Source organism: Pseudomonas sp. H9 (assembly GCF_004353925.1).
Lineage (GTDB): Bacteria > Pseudomonadota > Gammaproteobacteria > Pseudomonadales > Pseudomonadaceae > Aquipseudomonas.
Genome location: NZ_SMOK01000008.1, coordinates 111,479 through 122,727, shown reverse-complemented (window position 1 = coordinate 122,727; position 11,249 = coordinate 111,479). Strand labels below are relative to the sequence as shown.

11 protein-coding genes are annotated in these 11,249 nt (G+C 58.1%); 5 read left to right on the top strand and 6 right to left on the bottom strand.

Annotation, left to right across the window (positions count from 1 at the left end; translation table 11 throughout):
* The first annotated feature begins 12 nt into the window (after positions 1-12).
* The gene (locus E1573_RS06755; protein ID WP_133211876.1) at positions 13-522 is read left to right on the top strand and encodes a cupredoxin domain-containing protein; all 510 of its coding nucleotides are present in this window, start codon (positions 13-15) and stop codon (positions 520-522) included.
* A 68-nt stretch (positions 523-590) separates the two neighbouring features.
* On the top strand, positions 591-1,421 hold the full coding sequence (queF, locus tag E1573_RS06750; protein ID WP_133211874.1) for an NADPH-dependent 7-cyano-7-deazaguanine reductase QueF: 831 nt from the start codon (positions 591-593) through the stop codon (positions 1,419-1,421).
* Positions 1,422-1,460: 39 nt separating this feature from the next.
* On the opposite strand, the gene E1573_RS06745 is transcribed toward queF, so the two are convergent.
* Together E1573_RS06745 and E1573_RS06740 are read right to left on the bottom strand one after the other, a co-directional pair.
* Complete coding sequence (locus E1573_RS06745; protein WP_133211872.1) at positions 1,461-1,724, bottom strand: DUF4404 family protein; 264 nt, start codon at positions 1,722-1,724, stop codon at positions 1,461-1,463.
* 122 nt (positions 1,725-1,846) lie between these two features.
* Positions 1,847-2,392 (bottom strand): phosphonoacetaldehyde phosphonohydrolase-related protein, encoded by a 546-nt coding sequence (locus E1573_RS06740; protein ID WP_133211870.1) that lies wholly within the window; start codon positions 2,390-2,392, stop codon positions 1,847-1,849.
* A gap of 195 nt (positions 2,393-2,587) precedes the next feature.
* On the opposite strand from E1573_RS06740, the gene E1573_RS06735 reads away from it, so the two are divergent.
* From E1573_RS06735 to rssC, 3 genes are all read left to right on the top strand, one after another.
* Positions 2,588-3,295, top strand: coding sequence for a VacJ family lipoprotein (locus E1573_RS06735; RefSeq protein WP_133211868.1), 708 nt, complete (start codon positions 2,588-2,590; stop codon positions 3,293-3,295).
* A gap of 442 nt (positions 3,296-3,737) precedes the next feature.
* Positions 3,738-4,922, top strand: a complete 1,185-nt coding sequence (rssB, locus tag E1573_RS06730; RefSeq protein ID WP_133211964.1) for a two-component system response regulator RssB — start codon at positions 3,738-3,740, stop codon at positions 4,920-4,922.
* Positions 4,919-5,401, top strand: coding sequence for an anti-sigma factor antagonist RssC (gene rssC / locus E1573_RS06725; RefSeq protein WP_013971741.1), 483 nt, complete (start codon positions 4,919-4,921; stop codon positions 5,399-5,401). The genes rssB and rssC overlap by 4 nt, the downstream gene beginning before the upstream one ends.
* A 32-nt stretch (positions 5,402-5,433) precedes the next feature.
* On the opposite strand, the gene E1573_RS06720 is transcribed toward rssC, so the two are convergent.
* The 4 genes from E1573_RS06720 to E1573_RS06705 all read right to left on the bottom strand — a co-directional run bounded on the left by E1573_RS06720 (position 5,434) and on the right by E1573_RS06705 (position 10,937).
* Positions 5,434-7,341: an alkaline phosphatase D family protein gene (locus E1573_RS06720; RefSeq protein WP_133211866.1), complete on the bottom strand. Its 1,908-nt coding sequence runs from the start codon at positions 7,339-7,341 to the stop codon at positions 5,434-5,436.
* Positions 7,342-7,481: 140 nt separating this feature from the next.
* Positions 7,482-8,408: a transaldolase gene (tal, locus tag E1573_RS06715; protein ID WP_133211864.1), complete on the bottom strand. Its 927-nt coding sequence runs from the start codon at positions 8,406-8,408 to the stop codon at positions 7,482-7,484.
* Between the two features lie 123 nt (positions 8,409-8,531).
* Positions 8,532-9,542 carry a tRNA dihydrouridine(20/20a) synthase DusA gene (dusA, locus tag E1573_RS06710; RefSeq protein WP_133211862.1) on the bottom strand — a complete coding sequence of 337 codons (1,011 nt, stop codon included), beginning with the start codon at positions 9,540-9,542 and terminating at the stop codon, positions 8,532-8,534.
* 183 nt (positions 9,543-9,725) lie between these two features.
* Positions 9,726-10,937 carry a lactate oxidase gene (locus E1573_RS06705; protein WP_133211860.1) on the bottom strand — a complete coding sequence of 404 codons (1,212 nt, stop codon included), beginning with the start codon at positions 10,935-10,937 and terminating at the stop codon, positions 9,726-9,728.
* Between the last annotated feature and the right edge of the window lie 312 nt (positions 10,938-11,249).

Sequence of the window (11,249 nt, the reverse complement as noted above, 5' to 3'; positions counted from 1 at the left end):
AGTAGGCCTGACATGAAACACCTTTTTTTCGCCGCCACCTTGGCGCTGTCCAGCCTTCCTGCATTGGCGTCGCCAGCAAATTCGTATGCCTTTGGCGCACCGGCCCCTGCGGCCAAGGCTGATCGTACCGTCGAAATCGTCATGGGTGATATGTACTACGAGCCTCGCAGCTTGCAAGTCAAGGCCGGAGAAACCGTGCGCTTCGTGCTGATCAACAAAGGTGCGGTCGTGCATGAGTTCAGCCTGGGCGATGCGGTCATGCATGCCAAGCATCAAAAGCAAATGGCCGCCATGATGGGCCAGATGGACCACGCCGCGATGGGCCACGGCAGTATGAACCATGGCGCCATGAATCATGGCGCGAGCATGATGCATGCTGACCCCAACACCGTGATGGTTGAGCCTGGCAAGCAGGGTGAATTGACCTGGACCTTCAGCCAGTCCACCCCGATCGAATTCGCCTGCAACGTGCCGGGGCACTATCAGGCTGGCATGGTTGGCAAGCTGACTATCGGCCAATAACAGGCGATTCCCCAATGCATGGCGCAAACCCGATAAACTAGGCGCATTTCGTCCTTCAGGTTTGAGCCATGCATCCCGCCGCCGAACATTCCCCGCTGGGCAAGTCCAGCGAATACATCGCCACGTACACCCCTTCACTGCTGTTCCCGATCCCGCGTGCTGCCAAATGGGCAGAGCTGGGTGTCAGCGCCCAGACGCTGCCTTGGCAGGGCGTCGACTTCTGGAATTGCTTCGAACTGTCCTGGTTGCTGCCATCAGGCAAACCGGTGGTGGCCATCGGCGAATTCGCCATTCCCGCCGACTCGCCGAATATCATTGAGTCCAAGTCGTTCAAGCTGTACCTGAACTCACTGAACCAGACCGTGTTCGAGTCCGCTGCTGCTGTGCACGCATGCCTGGTCAAAGACCTTTCGGACGCTGCCGGCAAGCCGGTGGCTGTGCAGATTCGTAGCTTGGCCGAAGTCGAAGGGCAGGGCGTCGTTGCCTTGCCGGGCGTATGCATTGATGACCTGGACGTCAGCATCAGCAACTACGAGCAACCGCAACCGGAATTGCTGCGCTGTGACAGCAGTCGCATCGTTGAAGAGCAACTGCACAGCCACCTGCTCAAATCCAACTGTCCGGTGACCGGTCAGCCGGACTGGGGCAGCGTTACGGTGCATTATCGGGGTGCGGCGCTTGACCACAGCAGCCTGCTGACCTACCTGATCAGCTTCCGCCAGCACGCCGATTTCCATGAGCAGTGTGTGGAGCGCATCTACCTTGACCTCAAGCGCCTGCTCAACCCGGAGTTCTTGACGGTGTATGCCCGGTACGTGCGCCGTGGTGGGTTGGACATCAACCCGTATCGCAGTACCGACGTGGTGACCCTGCCGAACCTGCGCCTGGTTCGCCAGTAACGAGGGTGATAATCGCGGGGCGTGCCCCGCGATGGTTTTTCAGATGCCCATGCTTTGCAGGCTTTGGACAATATTGCGCAGGGTCGCGGTGAGGCCCGGATGGTCGACTTCAAAGCGCTCCACGGCCAGGTTGACGCCGTCAACCAGGTTGTTGTCTGGGGTTACGGCCTCGAGTTTGATCTCGGCTTCGATCTGCTGCATCAATTCTTGCAAGTGTTCGCGCTCTTCCAGCGAGAGCGGCGGATTTTGCTCCAGTTGCTCGCGCAGGGCGTTGAGTTGCTCTTGCAGTTCGCGGGCAGGCATGGGTATCTCCCTCTATCAATAGGCATAGTCATGGACCTTGAAAGCGGGTGAAAGGTCCATACCTGCCTACTAGAGTAATCCACTGTCTGCTGCTTTGCATGACCCTGATCAACGGCCCTGTGTCAGGGTTTTTCGCCCTTCAGGCGACGTTGGCCGATATCAGTCAGGCAGTCGTCCAGCGCATCGAAATGATCAATCACCGAGTGTACGCCCAGGGCGAACAGTTGCAGGGTTGCCTTGGCACGCAGGCGTTCCTGGTGCTGCTGTGAGAGGCTGGCAGCATGCAAACCGTAACGGGCAAGGCCGATGGTCCACAGCCCGGCGTTGAGCCCCGATTGCAGCAGGCGCGGCTCACTGCTGATCAGCACACAGCCTTCGAGGGTATGCGTTTTGAGGGTCATCAATGCTTGCCAGCAGGCGTCGGGTGCCGGCCAGGGCGCTTGCGCGCAGTGTTGCGCTTTCAGCCAGGTCGGCAATGGGCTGGCCAGGTGTTCAGCGTCGCTGCTACTCAATTCGTCTACCCAGGCACAGGGCACTTGTAGCCGATTCAGCCAGTCTAGGGTTTGTAGCGCTCCGGGCGCAGGTTGTGGGGGCTGACTGCTGGCAGCTTCAACCAGGCAGCCGCGCAGGCCGAACAGCAAAGCGGTGATTGCGGGAGAGTCAGGCATGGCAACGTCCCTGAAAATAGCCTGCAGGCTACACTCGGGCTGTTACACCTTGGTGACGGTGGCAAACACAGTTGTTCACAAAATCGTGACCTCATTTGTGTCAGGCTGTTTATCAGCGGAAGACCCTTTATACTTGTTTCCTTTTTGCCGCCGGGTGCTTAGTACCTGGCGCAGTGACTGTCGAGGAGTAACTCTATGCGTAGGATCGGTACAGGCGTGATCAATCGGATGACCCAGGCCTGTGTCTGTGCCAGCCTGCTGCTGGCACCGTTGGGTGCAGCCTATGCGGCAACCGAGGAAGATCCATGGGAGAGCGTCAACCGGCCGATCTTCACCTTCAACGATACTGTTGACACCTACGCGCTCAAGCCGCTGGCCAAGGGTTACCAGGCAGTCACCCCGCAGTTCCTGGAAGATGGCATTCACAACATGTTCCTCAACATCGGGGACGTCACCAACCTGGCCAACAACATCCTCCAGCTCAAGCCGCATGCTGCCGGTGTCGACACCGCGCGCCTGATCCTCAACACCACCTTCGGTCTGGCAGGCTTTTTCGATGTGGGCACCAAAATGGGCCTGCAACGTAACGATGAAGATTTCGGCCAGACCCTCGGCTACTGGGGTGTCAGCAGCGGTCCTTACGTGATGCTGCCGTTGCTCGGCCCAAGCACCGTGCGTGATGCCTTCGGTAAATACCCAGACACCTACACCGAACCGTACCGCTACATTGATCACGTACCGACCCGCAACAGCGCCCTTGCCGTGGATGTCGTCGATACCCGTGCAAGCCTGTTGTCGGCTGAGAAGCTGATCAGCGGCGACAAGTACGTGTTCATCCGCAACGCCTACCTGCAGAACCGCGAGTTCAAGGTCAAGGACGGCGAAGTCAAAGACGACTTCTGATCATTGCGCGAAAATCAAGGCGACCTCCGGGTCGCCTTTTTTATGGTGCCTCACGGATTGTCGGGTCTATACATCTTGGCAAAAGGAACCAGCGGCTTTGCTTACTTTGGGCCGGTCCCGTGGTCGCCGTGCTGACAGCCTGTAAATACTAATTAATTGCATTTGTAGCGCTGAAGTAATATGCCCGCTAGTAACCGAAAACAGCACTCTAATAACTCCTGGTGATTTACCGAGCTAAAGTGCAGCCGCGAGCATCGGCCCACCCTTGAAACCCCCAGCGGATGGGAGTACCGTCTGCGCCTTACAGGGCACCTCTGCTAGTTGCCGGACAGCCTGACCTGTCCTACAACTCTAATAAGAGTGGCTAGAAGAAAATCCAGTACGTGTGCTCATGCCTTGTCGAGCCACCTACGCCAACCTAATTCTGGCGCCGTTTGCCCACATGCAGAAAACCAGTGCGACGCTGCTGATAATCGATGACGACGACGTCGTCCGTGCAAGTCTTGCCGCCTACCTTGAAGACAGTGGTTTCAGTGTCCTGCAAGCAGGTAATGGCCAGCAGGGCCTGCAGGTCTTCGAACAGGAACAGCCTGATCTAGTGATCTGCGATCTGCGCATGCCGCAAATGGGCGGTCTTGAGCTGATTCGGCAGGTGACCGAGCGCGCGCCTGAACTGCCGGTGATTGTTGTGTCCGGTGCCGGAGTGATGAACGATGCGGTAGAAGCGTTGCGTCTGGGCGCTGCGGATTACCTGATCAAGCCCCTGGAAGACCTCGCGGTGCTGGAGCATTCGGTACGCCGCGCACTGGACCGCGCGCGCCTGGTGCTGGAAAACCAGCGTTACCGCGAAAAGCTCGAAACCGCCAACCGCGAACTGGAAGCCAGCCTGCACCTGCTGCAGGAAGATCAGACCGCCGGGCGCCAGGTGCAGATGAACATGCTGCCAGAAAGCCCTTGGGTGGCGGATGAGCTGTCGTTCGAGCACCAGATCATTCCGTCGTTGTACTTGTCGGGCGACTTTGCCGATTATTTCCGGGTCGATGAGCGACGCATTGCGTTCTACCTGGCAGATGTTTCCGGTCACGGCGCCTCTTCGGCGTTCGTCACCGTACTGTTGAAGTTCATGACTACCCGCTTGCTGTTTGAATTCAAGCGCAACTCCAGGTTGCGCGATTTCAAACCGTCGGAAGTGCTCGGGCACATCAACCGTGGCCTGATCAACTGCAAGCTGGGCAAGCATGTGACCATGGTCGGTGGTGTGATCGACGAAGACACCGGGCTGATGACCTACAGCATTGGTGGCCACTTGCCGTTGCCAGTGCTGTATACCCCAGGCCAGAGCCGTTACCTGGAAGGTCGCGGATTGCCAGTCGGGCTATTTGAAGAGGCCACCTACCAGGACCATATCCTGGAGTTGCCGCCGCAATTCAGCCTGACCTTACTCTCCGATGGCATTCTGGACCTTTTGCCTGGGGAAACGCTCAAAGATAAAGAGGCGGCCTTGCCTGAAATCGTCAAGGCTGCGGGTGGTAGCCTGGATGGGCTGCGCCAACGATTCGGATTGGCTACGCTTGGGGAGATGCCGGATGATATCGCCCTATTGGTGTTGAGCAGGAACCTTTCATGAGTACCGGAAGAATCCAGTTCGCTGAGCAGAGCGGCACGTTCGTTCTGAAGTTTGTCGGCGAAGTGCGCCTGACCTTGTGTTCGGCGTTGGATGCGACTATCGAAAAGATCTTCACGGCGCTGAATTTCTCGGCGATCGTCATTGATCTGACTGAAACCGAAAGCATCGACAGCACCACCCTGGGCTTGCTGGCCAAGCTCTCGATCCTGTCGCGCCAGAAGGTCGGCCTGTTGCCGACGGTGGTCACCACCAACCCGGACATCTCCCGGCTGCTGCAGTCGATGGGCTTCGATCAGGTGTTCAACATCGTTGATCGGCCGATTCCATGCCCGGAGTGCCTGACCGATCTGCCTTCCCAGGACCAGAACGAAGATGTGGTGCGCTCCAAGGTGCTGGAGGCGCACAAGATTCTCATGGGCCTGAACGACTCCAACCGCGAAGCCTTCCACGACCTGGTCAACGCGCTCGAGCGCACCTGACCTGCCACTCAGGCGCTGCAAGGCGCCTGCTGTTATTGCTCCGATACCTTGGCCGCAAACTCGGTTGGCACGGCGCCATCGGCGTTGAGCTGGAAGATGCGTTGCGGTTGCCCTTGCTCATTGAAAAACACCTGGCCAAGGCCTGCGCTGTTCCATAGGCGCTCGCCGGCTTTGCTGTGGCTGGGCGTGCGCGGAATCACCTCCATCTTGCGGCGTTTAGTGAACCAGTTGAGGGGGGAGCGTGGCGCGTAAAGCCAGCGATTGAGGCGGTCGAAGGTGTCCAGCAGGCGTCGCGGGAATTCGTTCTTGATACCGCTGCTGGTGATTTGCCAGAGGTGCGGGCTGCGTTGGCGATGACGGATCAGCACTTCGTAGACGAATGAGTAGTGCACATCGCCAGAGAGAATCACGTAGTGCCCAGGCGTGCGTGAGTGACGGAAGATGTTCAGGATCACCTGCGCTGCGCCTTGATGGGCCATCCAGTTCTCAGCGTCGACCAGCAAGGGGTAGCCCAGCCAACTGAACACCCGTTGTACCGTTTCGATCAGCTTGACGCCGAAGATCGGTGCAGGCGACACGATAATTGCCGAAGGGTGATCGAGCAGGGCCTGCTGTAGCTCGCTCAAGGCTTCCCAGTCGAGCAGGCCCGAGGGTTTGCTGAAGTTGCTCTCGCTGCGCCAACGGCGGGTGCGGGTGTCGAGCACCAACAGTGGCGGGTTGCTGGGCAGGACGAATTGCCAGCCTTGAAAGCGCAGCACTTCATCGATCAGCGCGTCTTGCAGGGGCGCGTCCAGGTGGTGGTCGGTCGCGGCACTGTGGCTCAATTCCTGGCATTTGTGCACCAGCTCCCGGCAGCTGTCGGGATCATTGCCCCAGCCTTGGCACAGTAGGTAAGCCAACAGGGCGTTACCAATGATGCGCTTGGAAAATGGGTGGCCGTAGGCGGTCTCTTCCCACTGCGCCGACAGATTCCAGTCATCGGTGATGTCGTGGTCATCGAAGATCATCAGGCTGGGAAGGTGTGCCAATACCCGGGCGACACCGCCCAGGCCACTGACGAACACCTGGATCAGCTGTTGTTCCTGGCGGTAGCGGTCTTGGCGCTTGGGTGTAAGCCCAGACGGCATGTGCGGTTCGATCAGCGTCCAGGGTACCGGTGACCAGACCAGCAGGTACATGGCCATTACCTCGGCGAAAGTCACCAGGTGATTGTCGGCATTGCTGCTGGTGAAGATCGGCTTGCGCGCACCGCCAAAGAAGCGTTCACGCAAGGTTTCATTGCTTTCCAGTGCCGGCAACAGGTCGGCACGGTGGTAGTAGCTGGCAGGGTGTCGGTACAGCGCGGCACTGTCATCGACCAGCGCACCTTGCAGCGTCTCGTCAAACAGCCCCAGGCGTTCGATCAGCGCATGTATCGCCCGTAGCATTGGCCCGGCGACATCGTCGGCGTACACCTGATCGCCGCTCATCAGCAGCAGGGCAGGGCGAGCGCTGGGCTCAGGGCATGCCATCAACAGGCGGTCGGCACACAGCAAGCCGTCGGCGGCGGGATGGTGGGGCTTGCGGCACGAACCATGCAGCAGTTGCTCAATGCGTGAATGCAGCACGAAGCTGGGCTGACGAGCGCCGTTGTAGAGCAGGTGCGGGGCCCAGTGGCCGATACCTTGCGGGCCCTCGGCGGTGGGCAGGAGCAGGTCATAGTCGATCTGCACGTCGCTGGGTAGCGGGCTGTCGAGGTGAATGTCGATCAGGTGAACGAAGGCCTGCTGGCCGATGGCGACGACCTGGCAATCAACCGTTGGGTTGATGCCTGTGCAGCTCAGTGACAAGGTCGGTTGCAGCGCTTGTGAGCCCACTAGCCAGAACACCAGGCGGGTGGGTTCGAGGCGGCGCAGCACAGGGCCGGCCAATACAGCAGGCAATGTGGAAGAGTCAGGCATCAGCATCTCGGAAAGCACAATCGAACGCATCGCGGGGCAAGCCTGCCCCCACCAGCATCACCGGTAGGAGCGGGCTTGCCCCGCGAAAAAAGCAAAGGATACTCAGCATTCTTCAGCGAACTGGCAAATCTCGCTTTGTATCAAGCTTTTGCCGCCAACAAGGCCTCAAGTTTTTCCTGGTCGCGGGCGAACTGGCGAATACCTTCAGCCAGCTTCTCGGTGGCCATGGCATCTTCATTGGATGCCCAGCGGAACTGCGCTTCGCTCAGTTGCTGACGAGGTTCCCCTGGGTTGCCAGGCTTGAGAATGCGCGGCAGTTCGCCCTGATCATCGCTCAGCTGTTGCAGCAACTCGGGGCTGATGGTCAAGCGGTCGCAGCCGGCCAGTTGTTCGATCTGGCCGATATTGCGGAAGCTCGCACCCATGACCACAGTGTTGAAACCGTTGCTCTTGTAGTAGTTGTAGATGCGCGTAACCGACTGCACCCCCGGGTCTTCGGCGCCGGTGTAGTCTGTGCCGTTAGCCTTCTTGTACCAGTCATAGATACGGCCAACGAACGGAGAGATCAGGAACACACCGGCATCGGCACAGGCCTGGGCCTGAGCGAAGGAGAACAACAAGGTCAAGTTGGTCTGGATGCCTTCCTTTTCCAACACTTCGGCGGCGCGAATACCTTCCCAGGTCGAAGCCAGCTTGATCAGTACACGATCACGACCGATACCAGTCTGCTCGTACAGCTCGATCAGTTGGCGGGCCTTGGCCAGCAGCGCTGGCTGGTCGAACGACAGGCGTGCATCCACCTCGGTGGAGATACGTCCCGGAATCACCTTGAGAATGCCAGCGCCCACTGCCACGGCAAATGCGTCGCACGCCAGGCCGACATCACCTTTGCTGCGCTCGATCGACTGCTTGAGCAGCTCGGCGTAACCGGGCATGGCAGCCGCCTTGAGCAGCAGGGAGGGGTTGGTAGTGGCATCGACCGGTTTCAGGCGGCTGATGGCATCGATATCACCAGTGTCGGCAACCACAGTGGTGAACTGCTTGAGTTGTTCCAGCTTGGAGGTCATGGGCGTGCTCTGTCCTGTGCAATGGATCGACATTACCCGAGCGCTGCCAGCCGCTCAAGGGCTGGCTGGCATGCGGGCGAAGGGATAAGCCTTCGAGTGTCCAACGGCGCACAGGTTCCGGCGTCAGCGACCTTGCAGCAACTCGCCGGCCTGGTCGAGCAGGGCCAGTGGATCTTTGCTCTTATGGATGTCTACCGAGAGCAACTGGCGGAACTTGCGTGCCCCCGGGAAGCCTTGGCCGAGGCCCAGAATATGCCGGGTTACATGGTGCATGGCGCCGCCGCTGGCCAGGTGCCTGGCGATGTAAGGGCGTAGTTTGGCTAGCGCTTCACTGCGACTGATCACTGGCGCCGGGCTGGCGAACAACTGTTGGTCGACTTCGGCCAGCAGGTATGGATTGTGGTACGCCTCGCGTCCGAGCATCACCCCGTCGAACGTTTGCAAGTGCGCCTGACATTCGTCCAGGGTCTTGATGCCGCCGTTGAGGATGATTTCCAGGTCGGGGAAGTCCGCTTTCAATTGTGCGGCCACGTCATAGCGCAGCGGTGGGATTTCGCGGTTTTCCTTCGGAGACAGGCCTTCAAGAATGGCAATGCGAGCATGCACGGTAAAACTGCGGCACCCGGCATCACGCACTTGCCCGACGAAATCGCACAATTCGGCGTAGCTGTCACGGCCATTGATACCAATGCGGTGCTTGACCGTCACCGGGATCTGCACCGCATCCTGCATGGCTTTGACGCAATCACTTACCAACGCTGGATGCGCCATCAGGCATGCGCCGATCATGTTGTTTTGCACCCGGTCGCTTGGACAGCCGACGTTGAGGTTCACCTCATCGTAGCCCGCGTCCTGTGCCAGCTTCGCACAAGCGGCCAGATCGGCCGGCACACTGCCACCCAATTGCAAAGCCAAGGGATGCTCGGCTTCGTCATGACGCAGGAAGCGTTCGGCATCACCATGCAGCAAGGCGCCCGTGGTAACCATTTCGGTGTAGAGCAGGGCGTTGCTCGATAGCAGGCGCAGGAAGAAGCGGCAATGACGGTCTGTCCAGTCCATCATCGGCGCAACGGAGAAGCGGCGAGACGGTTCAGACCTTGGGTTTACAGGGGTTTCAGCGGATTCTAGGGGCATGTTCTACGACGCGTTTGTAGCCATTCAGGGGCGTTTGAGTGGTACAGCCAGCTTTGTCTAGCGGTGTGTACCTGTAACAACGATGCCATAGTCTACCAATACTGCCGGACATCCGCCCGCAATGAGAAACGCCCGCTCGACAGCGAGCGGGCGTTTCCCGTGTTTCAGTTCAGCTCGAAGGCCTTAGCCTTCAAAATCTTTGTCGGTGTAAAGCTTGGTGCTCTTCACCGCTTCGATGTTTTTCGCACCCCCGAGCATCATGTTAATGCTCAGCTCCTTGTTCAGGTGTTCAATCACCGAGTTCACACCTTCCGAGCCGCCAAGGTGAAGGCCGTAGAGAATCGGGCGGCCTACGGCAACGATGTCAGCACCACTGGCCAATGCTTTGAAGACATGCGAGCCACGGCGTACGCCACTGTCGAAGATAATCGGCACGCGCTTGTTCACGACCTTGGCAATCCCTGGCAGCACATCGAAGGACGAAGGGCCGCTGTCCAGTTGGCGACCGCCGTGGTTGGATACCCAGATCGCTGCGGCTCCCGCTTTGATGGCCATGTCGGCGTCTTCAGGAGACTGCACACCTTTCACAATCACAGGCAGGCCCGACAGTTTCTGTACATAGGCAATATCTGCTGGCGTGAATGCCTGCTTCGCTTGCGCATAGATTTCACTGATACCGGAACCCTTGCCAGTTTTCGAGCCGTCGCTGTTCTGCTTGGCGAACAGTTCCAGGTTGGCAAAGCCCAGTGGGAACTGGAAGTTGTTACGGATGTCATCTTCGCGGTGGCCGCCCACCGGAGAGTCAACGGTCAGAATGATGGCCTTGGCACCGAATTGCCTGGCTTTTTTCAGTGTGAACTCATTGAACTTCTCGTTCTTGCTCATATAGAGCTGGAAGAAGAAAGGGTTGTTTTTGGAGGCGGTTGCAACCTCTTCGATGGTCTTGTTTCCGTAGGTGCTCAGAGAAAATATCGAGCCTGCTTTGGCCATGCCTCGGGCTGTAGCGATTTCACCTTCTTTATGGGCCAGGCCCTGGGCGGCCATAGGCGCCTGAATGATTGGCGTCTTCAGTTTGATGCCAAGCAGTTCAGTGGACAGGTCGATGTCAGTGCGCTCGATACCCTGCATGATGCGGGGCATGATGTATTTCTTGTCAAAGTGCTCGGTATTACTGCGCATATTGTTTTCATCTTCGGCGCCGCCGCGGATGTAACCAAATGCACCTTTGTCCATGCTGGCTTTGACTTCAGCTTCGAGGGCACCGATGTTTACAATCTTGATCGCCTTTTCGGCGTCACTGGCCCGGTATTCCTGAGCCTGAGCGACGTTGAGCGAAAGCACGGCTGTCAGCAGGCCGGAGGCTAATGCCATCTTACTTAGTGGTGGTGTTTTCATCGGGTAAACCTCTTCATTACTCAGCGAGTATTTTGCCCGTGGAAACGTGCTGGCAGTGAGGGGATGACTGAGATGCAGCGTTCTGTTTTTAGAACCGGTAAGCGTGGGGGTATTTGATGGCGCTGAAGCATTCAGGCGTCCAAGAGTTGAATTTAACAGTCTGTCATCCGGCGCCTTTACGCTAATTGCACTTCTGAATTAATGATCTGTATCAATTTTATTATCTGCACGAATTCTATATTGGCTTTAAGGGAATGAATAACTCCTCGCCTGTGCGCTGACGTTCTGGTGTGAAAGTTAATAAAAAGTAGG

What these genes read in the sequence shown, in the direction of transcription:
- dusA (WP_133211862.1), bottom strand. Translation starts at nt 9,542, where the DNA reads ATGCCCCTAGAATCCGCTGAAACCCCTGTAAACCCAAGGTCTGAACCG.
- queF (WP_133211874.1), top strand. Translation starts at nt 591, where the DNA reads ATGCATCCCGCCGCCGAACATTCCCCGCTGGGCAAGTCCAGCGAATAC.
- E1573_RS06720 (WP_133211866.1), bottom strand. Translation starts at nt 7,341, where the DNA reads ATGCCTGACTCTTCCACATTGCCTGCTGTATTGGCCGGCCCTGTGCTG.
- E1573_RS06745 (WP_133211872.1), bottom strand. Translation starts at nt 1,724, where the DNA reads ATGCCTGCCCGCGAACTGCAAGAGCAACTCAACGCCCTGCGCGAGCAA.
- tal (WP_133211864.1), bottom strand. Translation starts at nt 8,408, where the DNA reads ATGACCTCCAAGCTGGAACAACTCAAGCAGTTCACCACTGTGGTTGCC.
- rssB (WP_133211964.1), top strand. Translation starts at nt 3,738, where the DNA reads ATGCAGAAAACCAGTGCGACGCTGCTGATAATCGATGACGACGACGTC.
- rssC (WP_013971741.1), top strand. Translation starts at nt 4,919, where the DNA reads ATGAGTACCGGAAGAATCCAGTTCGCTGAGCAGAGCGGCACGTTCGTT.
- E1573_RS06735 (WP_133211868.1), top strand. Translation starts at nt 2,588, where the DNA reads ATGCGTAGGATCGGTACAGGCGTGATCAATCGGATGACCCAGGCCTGT.
- E1573_RS06755 (WP_133211876.1), top strand. Translation starts at nt 13, where the DNA reads ATGAAACACCTTTTTTTCGCCGCCACCTTGGCGCTGTCCAGCCTTCCT.
- E1573_RS06740 (WP_133211870.1), bottom strand. Translation starts at nt 2,392, where the DNA reads ATGCCTGACTCTCCCGCAATCACCGCTTTGCTGTTCGGCCTGCGCGGC.
- E1573_RS06705 (WP_133211860.1), bottom strand. Translation starts at nt 10,937, where the DNA reads ATGAAAACACCACCACTAAGTAAGATGGCATTAGCCTCCGGCCTGCTG.